Raw genomic sequence first — 17,438 nt, 5'->3', positions numbered from 1 at the left:
CAAAGTTTGCACCTAAGCAAAGTTAACTTTAAAGCACTGAAACTGAATAAAAACAAAAGTGGAAAATATATAACATTATTAATTTCAGATGTAAGACAAGTGAGAAGAAGAAATTTATCTTTATAACTTATTAATTTTTAACATTATACATTATGAAATCAATCCTATTTGGAATTTTATTTATATGCGCAACAAGCACTATAAACAGTCAAAACAAAAACGTAAAAGACGAAACGAAAACTACAACTACAACAGTTGTAGATTCTAAAGGCGAAAAAACGTATGTAAAAAAAGAAAATACACGCGAAGTTCAAAATATTGAATTGAAAGAACAAAATCCAAAAAATATTAACATGGATTTGAAAGATTCCGCTGTCATGGTTAAATCTACAACTACAATAACTAATCCTGATGGCTCTACAAGAACTGTAGATATTGATCGTTCTTCTTATTATTTACTAAATGGTAAAAAATATAATGTTGCTTTAGACAGTAGAGGTTACCGAATTTTATCTGAAGACAATAAGGAAGAAGCTTTTTTAAGAAAAACATCAACTAATAGTTTTATTTATCGCAATAAAAACAAAATTGCAATTGGCTATTTTGATGTAGAGGGAAATCTAATTTTAGAAACTTACGATCCAAAAACGGATACTGTTTCTTACGAAAAATATAATGTAAGTAAATAAATTTAAAGTTTTTACTTCAAAAAAGTCCTAGAGAAATTTAGGGCTTTTTTTATTCTTCGTTTTCATCTTTATCGGATTCATCACCTTTAGACAACCTTTCAATTATCATTTTCTCTTCATCTGTTGATACGAAACCTGATTCTACATCCCAATAATTGGTAAAAAATGAAGTCTTTTTATTAATTAACGATTTGTCTTTGAAAACATTTTTATCACTGTATTCAAACATCTTTTTATCAAAATCAGTGATTACCATATGATTTTTAACTTCAATTCTTCTGGATTTCTTTTTATAGTATTTCTCAAAGCCAATTACTTCTTTCGAATTTGCTAAATAATAGAAATCTCCTTCTAATCGAAATGTATTTTTAAACTCTAATTTATACACTTTTCTACTAGCAAACATACTTTCTTCATAAGCCAAAAGTCGGTCTGGAGTTACATACGAACTTACTTCTAAGATTATTTTTTTATTACTATCGTACACTACTAAAAAATCAGATAGTATTCCTTTAGATTCAGCAAATGGAACAATTTTAATTACCAAATAATCTTCATTAGAAGGATAGGTTTTAACGGAAAAATCATAAATCTTCTTTGCTCGGGAATCCAATACTTCGTCTAAATATTTGAATTGGTAATAATTTTCAATGATATTATTCAAATCATAACCTAAAATATTAGGATCTATATCACCATCCAAAACTCCTACCGCTCTATTTTGTTCCACTAAAATATCGGTTTTGATACTCTTTTTATCTCCTAATACTTGAAAATTAATTAATCCGTCATTAAAAAAAACAATTTGATTATCCCGCTTGTAAAACTCATGTAAATACACTTTTAAATTTACAGGAATTGTCATTTTGTTACGCGAATTTTCAATTAAACGCTTTAAAATTTCTTGCGGATGATCTTTAGTAATGATATATTCTTCTAATTGCTGCGTATTAGGTTCCATATACACTACATTTTCCTTTTTGGTTAATGTAGAAAACTTCACAACAATCGTTTTGTAAGTGGAGTGAACTAATTCTAAATCAGAAGATCTGGTGAGGCTAACTATTGCTTTTCCTTCTTTATTAGTTAAAAAACCTTGACGAGTTCTGAGAGCTGTGATGGTAACTTCCTCAATAGGCAAATCGGTATCGAAATCTTTTACAATAACCGTAAATTCGAGGTTTTGCGAAAAGACTATAGTAGTGAAAAAACATAATAAAAAAGTAAGTTTTTTTATCATAAATTTCAGATTATCAATCAAATATAACAAAAAAATAATTATAAAACTCTTATTTAGTGAAGTTTCTAAACCTTTAAAAAAAAAAAGAGAATCTTCAAATGAAAATTCTCTTTTAAATATTGTAAAAAAAATTTATTCGTTATGTAAAAACGATTGTCTGTTTAATAAAGTTTCTTCACTTTCTACGTGATTGTCATCTGGCACACAACAATCTACTGGACAAACCGCAGCACATTGTGGTTCTTCATGAAACCCTTTACACTCGGTACATTTACCTGGAACAATGTAATAAATATCATCAGAAATTGGCGTTTGAGCCGCATCTGAATCCACTTCTGTTCCATCAGGTAAAATTACTTTACCACTTAATTTTGTACCATCTTTCCATCTCCAATCATCAGCACCTTCATAAATTGCTGTATTTGGACATTCAGGCTCGCAAGCCCCGCAGTTGATACATTCGTCTGTTATTATAATTGCCATTTCTTTACGTTTAATTGTTTAAAAGTTCAATTGTTTAAAAGTAATACCTCTTATTAATTTAAACTTTTGGCTAATGCCTTTTCACTTCATATCTTTGTGCAAAAATACAACGTATACTAAATATAAACAAGTTACAAATGTTACAAATTGAAATAAAATCGAGTTTTGTTGAATTAGGGAATTTCTTACGTCAATTTTCTGAAGAGGGAAACGTTAAATCGGCATCGGTTTTACAAAACGATTTGTTCTTTGATGACTTTGCTTCTTTGGTTACACTTTCTCAATCTCACAATGGTTGGTTTACTCCTGAACACGTTTTATTTAGTATACAATCTTGGGCAAAAGCCTTAACCGAAGACAACCTAAATCAGTGGCTTTCTAACTACGATTTCTCGAAAATTGAACCTAAAAAAGTAGGATTAGTTTTAGCAGGAAATATTCCGTTAGTAGGTTTTCATGATTTTCTTTCAGTATTGATTTCGGGTCATGATGTATTGGTAAAAACCTCATCAAACGACCAACATTTATTAAAATTTTTAGCGAAATATTTAATCTCGATTCAACCAGAACTTAACTCAAAAATAACGTTTGTTGAAGGTAAATTAGAAGGTTTTGATGCCGTAATTGCCACAGGAAGCAACAACACAGCTCGCTATTTTGAATATTATTTCAAAGACAAACCGAGTATCATTCGTAAAAACAGAAATTCGGTTGCCGTTTTAGATGGAACTGAAACTTTTGAAGATTTAGTGGGTTTAGGTGAAGATATTTTTAGATATTTTGGATTAGGATGTCGTAATGTTTCGAAACTTTTTGTACCGAAAGACTACAACTTTGATAATTTTTTCAAAGCGATGTACGAATATCGTGATGTGATTCAATATGAAAAATATGCGAACAATTACGATTACAACAAAGCGGTTTTCTTGATGAGTAATTTTCAATTATTGGATAACGAGTTTTTAACGATTAAAGAAGATACGAGTTACGCCTCGCCTATTTCATCAGTTTTCTATGAATTCTACGAAAATTTAGAAGAAATCACAACTCGATTGAATGCAGATGCGGAACAAATTCAATGCGTGGTTTCAAAAAAATTAATTCCAAATTCGGTTACTTTTGGGCAAACGCAACAACCAAGACTTTGGGATTATGCGGATAATGTGGATACTTTGGCGTTTTTAAATAATTTGTAATATGAAAATTTCGAAAATCATCAAAATCCAAAAAGAGAAAGAAATACACAAACACGAACCCAATTTTAATTTGGAAGCGAAAGTGAATTCAAATCGAAAAACTTTAAAAAAGAAGAAATAAAATTGCGAAAACGTTTTTGTTAATAACATCTCATAATTATTGTAGCATTTAGACCTGTTTTTTATTTAAGAATTCCGAAATTTGAACTTTAAATAAATAACTACAACTACAATGAAAAAACACAACTACAGTGCAGGTCCATGCATACTTCCGCAAGAAGTATTCGAAAAATCAGCACAAGCTATTTTAGATTTTAACAACTCAGGATTATCTATTTTAGAAATTTCACACCGCAGTAAAGATTTCGTAGCCGTTATGGAAGAAGCTAGAGCTTTAGTTTTAGAGCTTTTAAACTTAGAAGGAAAAGGATACGAAGTATTATTTTTAGGTGGTGGAGCTAGTTTAGAATTTTTAATGGTGCCTTACAACTTAATGAAAGTTGACGGAAAAGCCGCTTATTTAGATACTGGAACTTGGGCAAGTGGCGCTATTAAAGAAGCCAAACATTTTGGAGAAACCGTAGTTGTAGCTTCATCAAAACCAGAAAATTACAATCATATTCCAAAAGGATATACTATACCATCTGATGCAGATTATTTTCACTGCACGAGTAACAACACTATTTTTGGAACCCAAATGAAATCGTTTCCTGAAGTAAATATTCCTTTAGTTTGCGATATGAGTTCGGATATTTTTTCTCGTGTTTTAGATTTTTCAAAATTTGATTTAATATATGCTGGAGCACAAAAAAATATGGGGCCAGCAGGTGCAACATTAGTAGTTGTAAAAAAAGAAATCTTAGGAAAAACTGGTCGAAATATTCCTAGTATGTTAGATTACCAACAACATATCGATAAAGAAAGTATGTACAATACGCCACCTGTATTTCCTATTTATGCGTCACTTTTAACGTTACAATGGTTGAAAAACTTAGGTGGAATTGGAGCAATTGAAAAAATCAATGAAGCAAAAGCAAACCTACTTTACACTGAAATCGATAGAAACCCATTATTCAAAGGTGCTGCGGTCAAAGAAGACAGAAGTAATATGAATGTAACTTTCTTATTGAATGATGAAGCACATCAAGAAAAATTTGATGCTATGTGGAAAGCGGCAGGAATTTCAGGTTTACCTGGTCACCGTTCAGTTGGTGGTTATCGTGCTTCAATGTATAATGCGTTACCAATTGAGAGTGTTCAAGTTTTAGTGGATGTAATGCAAGAATTAGAAAATAAAATTTAGTAATTAGTGACTAGTAAATAGTAACTAGCGTAATAAAAATAATAAGTAAAATGAAAGTTTTAGCAAACGACGGAATTTCAAAAAGTGGTATCAAAGCTTTAGAAAAAGGAGGTTTTGAAGTAATTACTACGAAAGTGGCTCAAGAACAAGTGGCCAACTATATTAACACACACGATGTAAAAGTAATTTTGGTTCGTAGTGCTACAAAAGTTCGTAAAGATATTATTGATGCTTGTCCAGGATTAAAAATAATTGGTCGTGGTGGCGTTGGAATGGATAATATTGATGTGGCTTATGCTCGTGAGAAAGGTTTACATGTAATCAACACTCCAGCTTCATCATCAGAAAGTGTGGCTGAATTGGTTTTTGCGCATTTGTTTACAGGTGTTCGTTTTTTACATGATGCCAACAGAAATATGCCTCTAGAAGGTGATACCAATTTTGACGGATTGAAAAAAGCCTACGCTAACGGAATTGAACTTCGCGGTAAAACATTAGGAATTATTGGTTTTGGTCGAATTGGTCAAGCAGTTGCAAAAATGGCTTTAGGATTAGGAATGAAAGTTATTGCTGCTGATAAATATGTTAACGAAGCGGTTATCAGAGTAGATTTCTACAACGGACAATTCATCAATGTTGAAATCGTTACCGAATCATTAGAAGATATTTTCAAACATTCTGATTTCATTACTCTACATGTACCAGCGCAAGATGGATATGTAATTGATAAAGAAGAATTTCAATTAATGAAAGAAAATGTTGGAATTGTAAATTGTGCTCGTGGTGGTGTAATTAATGAAGTAGCATTAATTGAAGCTTTAGATGAAGGGAAAGTTTTATTTGCTGGTTTAGATGTTTTTGAAAAAGAACCAACACCAGAAATTCAAATTCTAATGCATCCGAAAATTTCATTAACTCCTCACATTGGAGCTGCTACTGAAGAAGCACAAGATAGAATTGGCACAGAACTTGCTGAGCAGATTATCAGTTTATTGAAAAATAACTAAAATTTTATTATCTTTAACTGAACAAAAACTTTAAAAACTATGTTTGATCAACTCTCAGAATTAGTAAAACAATTTGGTGGCGAAGCTGTCGTAAACAATCCAGCAGTTCCAAATGAACAAAATGATGCCGTAATGCAAGAAGCCGGAGGATCTATCCTTTCGGGTTTAAAAGATATGGTAGCTAGTGGAAACATTAGCGATTTAACTGGAATGTTAAGTGGAAAAACTCCAATTGATGGAAACAACCCAGTTGTAAAACAATTGACAGAAAAAGTAACTGGAAATTTAGGTGAAAAATTTGGTTTATCATCTGATGCAGCAGGAAGTGTTGCTGGAGGATTAATTCCGCAAATTTTAGGTGGATTAGTTAACAAAGCAAAAGATCCTAACCAACCAGGTTTTAACATGAACGATTTAGTAAGTGCTATTTCTGGTGGTCAAGGCGGTGGCTTAATGGATGCTGTTTCTAAATATGGTGGTCAATTTGGTTTAGATCAAAATAATGATGGAAAAGTTGATATGAGTGACGCTATGTCTGCCGTTACAAAAAAAGGTGGATTGGGTGGTCTTTTAGGAAAATTATTCGGAAAGTAATACCTTTTATATAATAGTTAAAAGCATCGACTATGTCGGTGCTTTTTTTTACCTTTATACTTTTAAATCAAGGAGCTATGAAACGTGTATTATTACTTTTATCTGCTTTATTTTTTTTCCTGATAGCTTGTTCGGTTTCTCAGGACAAAAAAAGTTTTGATAATAAACCAAAACTAGAAAGCGATACTATTCGTATATCAAATGAAGAGATTGAGTATGAAGTTCTTATTATTGATATAGGATTTTCGTCCTGGTTTAACAGTTATGCAAAACCGAGAAATTACTATTCTCAATCCTATTTAGAATCAAGAAATAGAATTTGGATATTAGAATGGAACAGAAGAGCCATGTTACCTTTACAATACAATCCAAATTTATATGAAATGACAATTAATTATGATAGTACTACCAATTATGGTTATGAAGTAAATTACATGATTTATAACTATTTGGTCTATTTTCAACTAACAAACAATCAAAAATTAGGTGGATTTACACCGAGAATTTAATTTTATGAACAAACTAAAAGAACGTTGGAATGTAACTTCAAATTGGCAATTAGTAATTATTTTTATAGTATTTGCTATTACTGGTTCAACCGCAGCCTATTTATCTAAACCTGTAACTTCTGCGTTAGGAATTACAAAAGAAAATTTATCACTTTGGTTGTATTGGCCTTTTAGATTATTAATTATTTTCCCTGTTTATCAAGTAATGTTAGTTATCATTGGAGCTATATTTGGACAATTTGCATTCTTTTGGGAATTTGAAAAGAAAATGCTAAATCGAATGAAATTAGGATTCATAGGCAAATATGTTGATTCTAAAATAAAAAAATAAAAGACCGACTAAAAGTCGGCCTTTCTTATTATAAAGGAATATTTCCGTGTTTTCGTTTTGGAGTATCAACTGTTTTATTTTCCAGCATACTAAATGCTTTCATCAGTTTTCTACGAGTATCTCTTGGTAAAATTACCTCATCGATAAATCCACGTTGCGCTGCAGTGTATGGATTAGCGAATAACTCTGCATATTCTGCTTCTTTTTCTGCTAATTTAGCTACTGGATCAGCTGCTTCACTAATTTCTTTTTTGAAGATAATTTCTGAAGCTCCTTTTGCTCCCATTACCGCAATTTCTGCACTTGGCCAAGCAAAATTCATATCAGCTCCAATGTGTTTTGAATTCATAACGTCATAAGCACCACCATACGCTTTACGAGTAATTACGGTAACTCTTGGCACTGTAGCTTCGCTGAATGCGTATAATAATTTAGCTCCATGTGTGATGATTCCGTTCCATTCTTGATCGGTTCCTGGCAAGAAACCTGGTACATCTTCTAACACTAATAATGGAATATTGAAACAATCACAAAAACGCACAAATCGAGCTGCTTTAATCGAACTATTTACATCTAAACAACCTGCTAAAACCATTGGTTGGTTGGCTACAATTCCGATACTTCTTCCTCCTAAACGAGCAAAACCAACAATAATATTTTCAGCAAAATCTTTATGAATTTCAAAGAACGAATCTTCATCGATAATACCACCAATTACTTCGTGCATATCATAAGGTTTGTTAGCACTATCAGGCACAAGCGTATCTAATTTTTCACGAACCTCATCACCTACTATATAAGGCAATTTAGGAGTTGTTTCTCTATTATTTTGAGGCACATAGCTCAACAATCTTTTGATATCTTCCAAACATTCGATTCCGTTTGGTGAAGTAATATGACAAACTCCAGATTTTGATGCATGAGTAGCTGCTCCACCTAATTCTTCTGAAGTTACTTCTTCATTGGTAACGGTTTTTACTACGTTTGGTCCGGTTACGAACATATAACTATTGCCTTCCACCATCATAGTAAAATCGGTCATAGCTGGAGAATAAACGGCTCCACCAGCACATGGTCCCATAATAGCTGAAATTTGAGGAATAACTCCAGACGCCTGAACGTTTCTGTAGAAAATATCGGCATATCCACCTAAAGAACGAACTCCTTCTTGAATACGAGCACCACCTGAATCGTTTAGTCCAATCATTGGAGCACCGCTGCGAAGTGCCATATCCATTACTTTACAGATTTTTTCTGCATGGGTTTCCGATAACGAACCTCCAAAAACCGTAAAATCTTGTGCAAAAACATAGACTAATCTTCCATCGATAGTTCCGTAACCTGTTACAACTCCGTCGCCGTAATAGACTTCTTTTTCCATTCCGAAATCGGTTGTACGGTGTGTAACTAACATACCAATTTCTTCAAAAGAACCTTCATCTAAAAGGTATTCTACACGTTCTCTTGCCGTTAATTTCTTTTTAGCATGATGCGACGCAATTCTTTTTTCGCCTCCACCTAATTTGGCTAAAGCTATTTTATCGTTTAATACTTTAATTTTATCTTCCATTTTTTGTAATGAGTCAATTAGACAATTTGCCAATTAATTAGGCAATCTTAACACTTTTTGATCTTCAACGTATTGTTGAAATGCAATCATTGCTGCAATTTCAGCTTCAATATCTAATTTTGATTTTAGTTTTTCAGCATCGTAATACGCTTTTACAAATCCAGTATCAAAATCTCCTGAACGGAATGCTTCATGCTCCATTACAAATTTCCCGAATGGTAAGGTTGTTGCAACTCCTTCAACCAAATAATTATCAATTGCTTTAATCATTAATTCGATTGATTCTTCACGTGTGTTTCCGTACGTAATTAATTTAGAAAGCATTGGATCGTAATAAATTGGCACATCCATTCCTTCTTCAATTCCGTTATCAACACGAATTCCTTCTCCTTCTGGTAATTTATAAGTACTTAAGAAACCAACATTTGGCAAGAAATCATTCATTGGATCTTCTGCATACACACGAAGTTCCATTGCGTGACCTTTGATTTGCAAATCTTCTTGTTTCATTGGTAACGCTTCGCCACGAGCAACACGAATTTGCAATTCTACTAAATCCAATCCTGAAATTAATTCTGAAACTGGGTGTTCGACTTGCAAACGTGTATTCATTTCTAAAAAGTAGAAATTATGGTCAGCATCCATCAAAAATTCGACAGTTCCTGCTCCTAAGTAATCACAAGCTTTTGCTACTTTAACTGCAGCCTCACCCATTTCTTTACGTTTTTCTGGAGTTAAAATTGCTGAAGGCGCTTCCTCTACTACTTTTTGGTGACGACGTTGGATGCTACATTCTCTTTCGAAAACATAGACAATATTACCATGACTATCCGCCATTACTTGAATTTCAATGTGACGTGGTTTCGTAACATATTTTTCAATGAAAACCGAACCATCTCCAAAAGCATTTGTTGCTTCTGAAATCGCTCTATCCATTTGAGAAACGAAGTCTTCTGCTTTTTCTACTATACGCATACCTTTTCCACCACCACCTGCTGAGGCTTTGATTAGAATAGGAAAACCAATTTCTGTAGCAATTTTCTTTGCTGCTTCGATATCTGTAATAGCATCTTCTGTTCCTGGAACCATTGGGATGTTGTAATCTTTAACAGCATCTTTAGCCGCTAATTTATTTCCCATCATTTCGATGGCTTTCGATTTTGGTCCGATGAAAATGATATTGTTCTTTTCACATTCTTCTGCAAAATGTGAATTTTCACTTAAGAAGCCATAACCTGGATGAACAGCATCAACACCCAATTCTTTACAAACTTCGATGATTTTATCACCACGTAAATACGATTGACTCGAAGCTGCTTCTCCAATTAAAACTGCTTCATCAGCATATTTTACATGCAATGCATTTCTATCGGCTGACGAATAAACAGCAACAGTTTTGATTCCCATTTTTTTCGCGGTTTTCATTACTCTGATAGCAATTTCACCACGATTGGCAACTAATATTTTTTTAATTTCTTTCATGTTATTCGAATTCAATTAACAATTGTCCTTTATCTACAGCGTTTCCTTTTTCAACGGCAATCGATTTGATAACTCCGTCTCTTGGCGAAAGGAAACAGTTTTCCATTTTCATTGCTTCTAAAATCAATAAAGGATCATTTTCTTTTACTTCTTGTCCAACAGAAACGTTGATTTCTAAAATCAAACCTGGCATTGGAGCTTTAATAGCGTTCACCACTTTTGTTCTACCACGTTCAATTCCCATGCTTTTGATTAATTCATCTAAAGCATCAGAAATAGCAACATCATAAGTGTTGTTGTTAACTTTTACGGTATATTTTTTAGAAAGAAAATCAGCTGAAACAATTTCAGCCTTGTAGGGTTTGTTATCTTTTAGCACATGAAACTTAGCTTCATCTACCTTTACGGCATCTAATTTTTGAAGATCGTTTTCAGTAACTTCAAACGAAGCAGAATTGTTTACTAAAAGTTTATAATTTGTGCTCATATGAGATTATTTTTAGTCGACGTAAACTTACAAAAAGAAAACGTTTTCTAAACTGATAATTCTCATAAAATTTGTAAAAATACTATAGCTAATTTACAAAGTTAACAATCCAAATTGTCGCATAGTCATAATTGGTTTTGAATACCAAAATAATTCAAAATCGTCAAATTGTTGTTCAAAATCAGATTTTAGCTGTGAAAAAGTCATTTTGTTATCTGAGTAAACCGAAATTTTCTCTAAGATATTAACCAACCACTTTCCTTCTTCTGCATTTACCGAAATATCATAGGTTTGAGTTTTATTGTGAAACGTTAATTTCATCATTTCCCATGAAGTTCCTTTTTTCGATTTGGTGAAGATTTCGATTTGAGGCTTTCCTCCTATCCAAACGATTTTCGCATTGGGTTTCGTGTTGAAATTTTGTTCTTTTTCAAGACAATTATAAATGAAATCAGAAGGAATTTTTGTTTTTGGGATTTTGAAATCGAACCAATCTTGCAAATCGTAATCGAAACAGATTCCATGCATATAATTGAACAACGACTTCTTTAATCCGAAACTAAACTTATCATGATTGATTCCGGTTTTGTCTTTAAAATTGATGTCGTTATTAGCAAAAGTAATTTCATTCTGCTCTGGAATTACTCCGAATTCTTCGGGAAACATTCCCACTGGAGAATGCGCTGTCATGGCAAATTGATGCCAAAAACCACTTTGTAAAACACCGAGTTCAAATAACTGACGTACCATTTCCAAACTATCAACGGTTTCTTGAATCGTTTGTGTTGGATAACCGTACATCAAATACGCATGAACCATAATTCCTGATTCGGTGAAATTTCGAGTAACTTGAGCTACTTGTTCAACTGTTACTCCTTTTTTTATTAATTCTAAAAGTCGGTCAGAGGCTACTTCTAATCCACCAGAAACTGCGATACAACCTGATTCTTTCAACAACAAACATAAATCAGCTGTAAAACTTTTTTCAAAACGAATGTTGGTCCACCAAGTGACTACTAATTTTCGCTTAATGATTTCTAAAGCTACTTCTCGCATTAAAGCTGGTGGCGCTGCTTCATCTACAAAATGGAATCCGTTTTCGCCTGTTTGAGCGATTAATTCTTCCATTCTGTCTACTAGAATTTTAGCAGCTATAGGTTCGTAAAGCTTAATGTAATCTAAAGAAATATCACAAAACGTACATTTTCCCCAATAACAACCGTGAGCCATGGTGAGTTTATTCCAACGACCATCGCTCCATAAACTGTGCATTGGATTTGCAATTTCTATGACCGAAATGTATTTATCTAACAACAAATCTGAATAATCAGGTGTTCCCACTTCTGCTTGTTTGTAATCGTGACGTTTCGTGTTGTTTTTATAAACGACTTGATTATTTTCTAATAGAAAAGTTCTTTTTAAAGGCTTCTCGACTTGACTCGATGTGACAAAATCATATAGTAATTCAACTGGAAGTTCACCATCATCTAACGTGATAAAATTGAAGAATTCAAAAACTCTTTTATCTTTTAATTCGCGAAGTTCGGTATTAGGAAAACCTCCGCCCATCGATAATTTTATGTTAGGATAATTGGCTTTTATAAACTGAGCACAACGAAAAGCGCTATATAAATTTCCAGGAAATGGAACTGAAATTAAAACCAATTTCGGTTGTACTTCTTCAACTCTCTCTTTCAGAATTTTGATTGTGATTTCGTCTATGAAAGTTAACTCGTTTTGCAAGTGATTGTATAACTCATCAAACGAATTGGCGCTTCTTCCCAAACGTTCTGCATAGCGACTGAAACCGAAATTTTCATCTATACATTCCACAATAAAATCGGATAAATCTTCTAAATATAAGGTAGCTAAATGTTTGGCTTTATCTTGCATTCCCATGGAACCAAATGCAAATTCCATATCGTCTAATTGGTCAAAACGAGACGCTTCGGGTAAGAAATTCCCTGAACAAATTTGACGTGCTAAAGATGGATTTTTACCCTGAAGAAAAGCGATTACGGAATCGATTGTTTTGATGTAATCGTCTTTGAGCGAATAAATTCGTTGTGAATTTGGTTCAAATTCCTGAAACTTGAAACCTGAAACTTGAAACAAATTTTCTAAACCTTCTTTTGAAAACAATTCTAAAATCACCTCGATACCTAAATCCATTTGGAACGCCGAAATATTTTTGATATTCAAAAAACCTTTGATATAAGCCGTTGCTGGATACGGAGTATTCAGTTGGGTAAAAGGCGGTGTGATTAAGAGAATGTCTTTCAAGTCGTGAGATTTTTGCAAAGGTAAAATTAAAAATCGTTTCGAGCTAATTTGTAATAATTTGGATACAATGTCTTTTAAATTATTATTTTTGTGGAAATATTTTTCTTAATGAGAGCAATAGCTTTACTCTTTTTTTCTTTCTTCTTTATATTGACATTTGGTCAGGTTAATAACAAATCCATTGGTTTTATTGAAAACAAAGGGCAAATTGTTGATCAAAAAAGCAAACCTAATCCAAGTGTAAAATATCTTTTAAACACTAATGGTTTAAATGTTCAATTGCGAGAAAAAGGCTTTTCTTATGACGTTTACGAAACTGAAAAAATTCCGTTATCCAAAAAAGACAAAGAATTTCATTCTTTCAATCCAAATTTTGATAATGGAATTAAAACACCCGATTATTCATTAAGATATAATTTTCATAGAATTGATATTGACTTTTTGAATGCAAATAAAAACGTAAAATTAATTGCTGAAGAAAAATCTAAAGATTATGATAATTATTACAATGTTGCTCATGCTAGAAATGGCATAACAAATGTTCATAAATACAAAAAAGTTACTTATCAAAACATTTACAATCAAATTGATGTTATTTTTTTTATTCCAAATGATTCCACAAAAGTTGTGGAATATAATTTCATTGTAAAACCAGGTGGGAAAATTTCAGATATTCAACTAAAAATTGAAGGTGGAAAAACAGAACTAGTTGAAAACAAAATACGAATGAACCTACGTTTTGGGAAAATGGAAGAAACTATTCCGATGAGTTGGACTGAACAAGGAAATAGTAAAAATGAAATTAAAATCAACTATAAAAAGATAAAAAAGAATGTTTATGGCTTTGAAGGTGATTTGAATTCTTCAAATAAAATTATTGTAATCGATCCTGTTCCTGTTAGGTTGTGGGGAACACTATACGGAGACAAAACTAATAATAATTATTCATTAGGTACCGTAAATAATACAATAGATTCCTACGGCAATTTGTATATGTCTGGTTCAACTTCAGCATCAAACTCGTCTTTTGCTACTATCGGTGCACATCAAAACTCTATTCCTACTTCACAATATTTATGTACAAATGGTATTATTGTAAAATTTGACACAAATGGAACAAGATTATGGGGTACATACTACGGTGGTATTAATTATAATGATATTCGTGGCATAAAAGCAGACTCACAAAATAATATTGTTATAACTGGACAAACACAGTCGCCAATAAACATTAGTACAGTTGGATCTCATCAAGAAAATAATCAAGGAGGTAGAGATGCTTACATTGTTAAATTTAATGAATTAGGTATCAGAGTTTGGGGCAGTTATTTTGGTGGAAATAATGATGACTTCGCATTTGGTTTAGATATAGATAATTTAAATAACATATATATTGTAGGTGGCACTTCAAGTCTTTCAGGAATTGCTTATAACTCTAATTATCAATCCCAATTATTTCAAAGTACTTCAAGTTATGGAGATGCTTTTATAGCAAAATTTGATTCAACAGGAACTATTATTTGGAGTACTTATGCTGGAGGAGAAAGTTTTGAAAGTTTTAATGCAGTAGTGGTAAAAGGAAATCAAATAGTAGCAGTTGGTTACACCAGAAGTGAGACTAATATTGCAACAAATGGAGTATTTCAAGAGTCTAAATATCCAGATGGACAAGTTGATGGTATGATTTATAAATTTTCAAATAATGGAAACAGAATATGGTCATCTTATTATGGTGGTGACAATATAGAACAAATTCTTTCTGTAGAAATTGATGATGAAGATAATGTTTATATTGGAGGACAAACAGCTAGTAGTTCTAACATGACAACAACAGGAAGTTTTCAATTTACAAGTCAAGAATTATACAAAGGATTTTTCGCTAAATTATCTAATATTGGAGTAAGGCTCTGGGGTTCCTACTTAAATGATTTAAATGTTTATTCAATTATTTATAAAAATAACGCTATTTACCTTGGTGCAACTGGACGTTCCAGCAATCAAAATCTAACGAATCCTTGTTCTTTCAATAGGAATATTAATGGCCTAGGTTTGGGATATATTGGTAAATTTTCTAAAAATTGTAATTTTATTTGGGGTTCATTTCTTGGAGGAAATGCAATTAATGGTGGTTTCGTTATTGATTATGCAACAAAATTATCTATTGATAATACCAACAACATTTATGCTTCTGGAATAACCAGTTCCAATAACTTAATATCAGATAGCAGTAGTCATCAACAAAATATGCTAGGTTTATTAAATTACTATTCCATGAAGTTTCTAGAAACTAGTCCAAATTTAATTAATGTTTCAAGTAACTCACCTGCATGCGTTGGTGGCACGACTACCCTAACAGCCTCTGGAGGAACCAATTACTCTTGGACAGGTCCAAACGGGTTTACTTCTACAGACCAAAATCCTATAATTCCAAATGCAAACACATCTCACAGTGGTCAATATTCTTGTACAATTACAGGAACTGGTGGATGTGATAACACTGTTACTTTAAATGTTGTGGTTGGCGATTCTGTTGCACCTTTACCAACAATTACAAATTTGCCAATAATTACTGGAGATTGTAACACTGTTATTTCAACGATTCCTACAGCATTAGACAATTGCGCAGGAACAATAATTGCAACAACAACAAACCCACTAACATATTCAAATTCTGGAAATTACACCATTACTTGGAATTATGACGATGGAAATGGAAATACAAGTTCTCAAACACAAAATGTTACGATTTCATCAGTTGTGTTACCAACACTAACATCGCCACAACAATTTTGCATCCAACAAAACGCAACGTTAAATAACATTGCAATTTCGGGTCAAAACATTAAATGGTATGATTCTGCAACGGGCGGAAATTTACTTCCAAACACCACTTCATTACAAAATGGAATAACTTATTATGCATCGCAAACTATAAATGGTTGCGAAAGCACTAGAGTACAAGTTTTAGTATCTATTCAAAATTCTACAGCTCCAACAGGAAATCAAAATCAAAGTTTTTGTAGTACTGAAAATGCTACTTTTAACAATATTGCTATAACTGGAACTAACATTATTTGGTATAATAGCTTATCTGGAAATACTATTTTGCCAACTTCTACTCTATTACAAAATGGAGTAACTTATTATGCTTCACAAACTATAAATGGTTGTGAAAGTCAAACAAGGTTAGCTGTTTCAATTCAACTAATCAACACTTTAAACGCCAACAATTATTCTGAAACTATTTGTGATGATTTGAATAATGGTTTTGAAACAATAAACCTTTCCAATTACAATTCGTTACTAATATCTTCGACTGGAAATATTTTTAAATATTACAATTCTTTAAACGGAGCTCAAAACCAAGTAACTTCAGATGAAGTACAAAATAGTTCAAATTACAATTTATCATTGGGAAATAACCTTTTCTATGTCAGAATTGAATCGCCAAATACTTGTTTCCAAATTGTAACACTTAATTTAACTTTAGTTAGTAAACCATTTATCAACATTAATGATGTTATGCCAATTTGTGAAGGAAGTTCAATTACAATTGATGCTGGTTTTGGTTATGACAACTATACTTGGTCTACAAGTGAAACAAGCTCTTCCATCATAGTTACTCAACCTGGAAATTACTCAGTTACTGTTTCAGAAAATCACGGAACTTTAGTTTGTTCTACTACTAAAAATTTTACTGTAGTAAACTCCAACATAGGAACTATTTCTGAGATTATTACTTCTGATTGGACACAAAATGAAAACACAATTTCAGTTTTATTGTCATCAAATAGCTTTGGAAATTATGAATATTCTTTAAACGGAATTGATTTTCAAGATAACAATACCTTTTATGGTTTAGAAAATGGCGAATACACAGTCTTTATTAGAGACAAAAACGGTTGTGGAGTAAGTTCAGAAGATGTTTATTTATTGATGTATCCAAAATATTTTACTCCAAATGGAGATGGATATAACGACTTCTGGAGAATTAAGTTTTCGGAAAATGAACCAAATTTAACAGTAACTATTTTTGATCGTTACGGAAAACTTATAACGCAATTTGATTCAAATAATATTGGCTGGAATGGAACTTACCAAGATAATCCAATGCCTTCTACTGATTATTGGTTTGTAGTAAAAAGAGAAAATGGAAAAGAATATAGAGGTCATTTTACGTTAAAAAGATAAAATTATAAGCCTTTGTTAAAACCCTTTTTGTGAGTTATATTTTTAGTATTTTAGCAGAAAAATAATTGCTAAA

Annotated in this window: 14 protein-coding genes; 8 read left to right on the top strand and 6 right to left on the bottom strand. The window is 32.2% G+C overall.

Features of this window, described 5'->3' with window-relative positions:
• Positions 1-152 precede the first annotated feature (152 nt).
• A complete protein-coding gene (locus AAEO58_RS05415; protein WP_133607792.1) occupies positions 153-689 on the top strand; it encodes a hypothetical protein in 537 nt (178 codons plus the stop codon).
• Positions 690-738: 49 nt separating this feature from the next.
• Here AAEO58_RS05415 and AAEO58_RS05410 read toward each other — a convergent pair whose 3' ends face one another.
• Positions 739-1,929 carry a hypothetical protein gene (locus AAEO58_RS05410; protein WP_341682546.1) on the bottom strand — a complete coding sequence of 397 codons (1,191 nt, stop codon included), beginning with the start codon at positions 1,927-1,929 and terminating at the stop codon, positions 739-741.
• A gap of 132 nt (positions 1,930-2,061) precedes the next feature.
• Positions 2,062-2,412 (bottom strand): 4Fe-4S dicluster domain-containing protein, encoded by a 351-nt coding sequence (locus tag AAEO58_RS05405; protein WP_026726242.1) that lies wholly within the window; start codon positions 2,410-2,412, stop codon positions 2,062-2,064.
• Positions 2,413-2,549: 137 nt separating this feature from the next.
• On the opposite strand from AAEO58_RS05405, the gene AAEO58_RS05400 reads away from it, so the two are divergent.
• From AAEO58_RS05400 to AAEO58_RS05375, 6 genes are all read left to right on the top strand, one after another.
• Positions 2,550-3,608 (top strand): acyl-CoA reductase, encoded by a 1,059-nt coding sequence (locus AAEO58_RS05400; protein WP_341682545.1) that lies wholly within the window; start codon positions 2,550-2,552, stop codon positions 3,606-3,608.
• Positions 3,609-3,840: 232 nt separating this feature from the next.
• Positions 3,841-4,911 (top strand): 3-phosphoserine/phosphohydroxythreonine transaminase, encoded by a 1,071-nt coding sequence (gene serC, locus AAEO58_RS05395; protein ID WP_341682544.1) that lies wholly within the window; start codon positions 3,841-3,843, stop codon positions 4,909-4,911.
• A gap of 50 nt (positions 4,912-4,961) precedes the next feature.
• The gene (locus tag AAEO58_RS05390; RefSeq protein ID WP_341682543.1) at positions 4,962-5,918 is read left to right on the top strand and encodes a D-2-hydroxyacid dehydrogenase; all 957 of its coding nucleotides are present in this window, start codon (positions 4,962-4,964) and stop codon (positions 5,916-5,918) included.
• Positions 5,919-5,957: 39 nt separating this feature from the next.
• A complete protein-coding gene (locus tag AAEO58_RS05385) occupies positions 5,958-6,512 on the top strand; it encodes a DUF937 domain-containing protein (protein WP_133607803.1) in 555 nt (184 codons plus the stop codon).
• A 77-nt stretch (positions 6,513-6,589) separates the two neighbouring features.
• Entirely contained in the window at positions 6,590-7,021 is a 432-nt protein-coding gene (locus AAEO58_RS05380; RefSeq protein ID WP_341682542.1) for a DUF6146 family protein, read from the top strand.
• A gap of 4 nt (positions 7,022-7,025) precedes the next feature.
• Entirely contained in the window at positions 7,026-7,352 is a 327-nt protein-coding gene (locus AAEO58_RS05375) for a DUF6787 family protein (protein WP_341682541.1), read from the top strand.
• A gap of 28 nt (positions 7,353-7,380) precedes the next feature.
• Here the strand turns inward: AAEO58_RS05375 and AAEO58_RS05370 are convergent, their stop codons facing one another.
• From AAEO58_RS05370 to AAEO58_RS05355, 4 genes are all read right to left on the bottom strand, one after another.
• Positions 7,381-8,922 (bottom strand): acyl-CoA carboxylase subunit beta, encoded by a 1,542-nt coding sequence (locus tag AAEO58_RS05370; RefSeq protein ID WP_341682540.1) that lies wholly within the window; start codon positions 8,920-8,922, stop codon positions 7,381-7,383.
• 33 nt (positions 8,923-8,955) lie between these two features.
• Entirely contained in the window at positions 8,956-10,395 is a 1,440-nt protein-coding gene (locus tag AAEO58_RS05365; protein WP_341682822.1) for an acetyl-CoA carboxylase biotin carboxylase subunit, read from the bottom strand.
• A gap of 10 nt (positions 10,396-10,405) precedes the next feature.
• Entirely contained in the window at positions 10,406-10,891 is a 486-nt protein-coding gene (locus AAEO58_RS05360) for an acyl-CoA carboxylase biotin carboxyl carrier protein subunit (RefSeq protein WP_264368554.1), read from the bottom strand.
• A gap of 93 nt (positions 10,892-10,984) precedes the next feature.
• Positions 10,985-13,174 carry a B12-binding domain-containing radical SAM protein gene (locus tag AAEO58_RS05355; protein ID WP_341682539.1) on the bottom strand — a complete coding sequence of 730 codons (2,190 nt, stop codon included), beginning with the start codon at positions 13,172-13,174 and terminating at the stop codon, positions 10,985-10,987.
• A 108-nt stretch (positions 13,175-13,282) separates the two neighbouring features.
• Here AAEO58_RS05355 and AAEO58_RS05350 point away from each other — a divergent pair, with 108 nt between their 5' ends.
• Positions 13,283-17,365, top strand: coding sequence for a DUF7948 domain-containing protein (locus AAEO58_RS05350; RefSeq protein WP_341682538.1), 4,083 nt, complete (start codon positions 13,283-13,285; stop codon positions 17,363-17,365).
• Positions 17,366-17,438: the final 73 nt, after the last annotated feature.

Origin of the sequence: Flavobacterium helocola (assembly GCF_038289885.1) — a bacterium.
In the GTDB taxonomy this organism is placed as follows: domain Bacteria; phylum Bacteroidota; class Bacteroidia; order Flavobacteriales; family Flavobacteriaceae; genus Flavobacterium; species Flavobacterium cheniae.
Note: the sequence above shows the minus strand (reverse complement) of the source record. Positions and strands in the feature narration are given on the sequence as shown.

What these genes read in the sequence shown, in the direction of transcription:
- AAEO58_RS05415 (WP_133607792.1), top strand. Translation starts at nt 153, where the DNA reads ATGAAATCAATCCTATTTGGAATTTTATTTATATGCGCAACAAGCACT.
- AAEO58_RS05410 (WP_341682546.1), bottom strand. Translation starts at nt 1,929, where the DNA reads ATGATAAAAAAACTTACTTTTTTATTATGTTTTTTCACTACTATAGTC.
- AAEO58_RS05405 (WP_026726242.1), bottom strand. Translation starts at nt 2,412, where the DNA reads ATGGCAATTATAATAACAGACGAATGTATCAACTGCGGGGCTTGCGAG.
- AAEO58_RS05400 (WP_341682545.1), top strand. Translation starts at nt 2,550, where the DNA reads ATGTTACAAATTGAAATAAAATCGAGTTTTGTTGAATTAGGGAATTTC.
- serC (WP_341682544.1), top strand. Translation starts at nt 3,841, where the DNA reads ATGAAAAAACACAACTACAGTGCAGGTCCATGCATACTTCCGCAAGAA.
- AAEO58_RS05390 (WP_341682543.1), top strand. Translation starts at nt 4,962, where the DNA reads ATGAAAGTTTTAGCAAACGACGGAATTTCAAAAAGTGGTATCAAAGCT.
- AAEO58_RS05385 (WP_133607803.1), top strand. Translation starts at nt 5,958, where the DNA reads ATGTTTGATCAACTCTCAGAATTAGTAAAACAATTTGGTGGCGAAGCT.
- AAEO58_RS05380 (WP_341682542.1), top strand. Translation starts at nt 6,590, where the DNA reads ATGAAACGTGTATTATTACTTTTATCTGCTTTATTTTTTTTCCTGATA.
- AAEO58_RS05375 (WP_341682541.1), top strand. Translation starts at nt 7,026, where the DNA reads ATGAACAAACTAAAAGAACGTTGGAATGTAACTTCAAATTGGCAATTA.
- AAEO58_RS05370 (WP_341682540.1), bottom strand. Translation starts at nt 8,922, where the DNA reads ATGGAAGATAAAATTAAAGTATTAAACGATAAAATAGCTTTAGCCAAA.
- AAEO58_RS05360 (WP_264368554.1), bottom strand. Translation starts at nt 10,891, where the DNA reads ATGAGCACAAATTATAAACTTTTAGTAAACAATTCTGCTTCGTTTGAA.
- AAEO58_RS05350 (WP_341682538.1), top strand. Translation starts at nt 13,283, where the DNA reads ATGAGAGCAATAGCTTTACTCTTTTTTTCTTTCTTCTTTATATTGACA.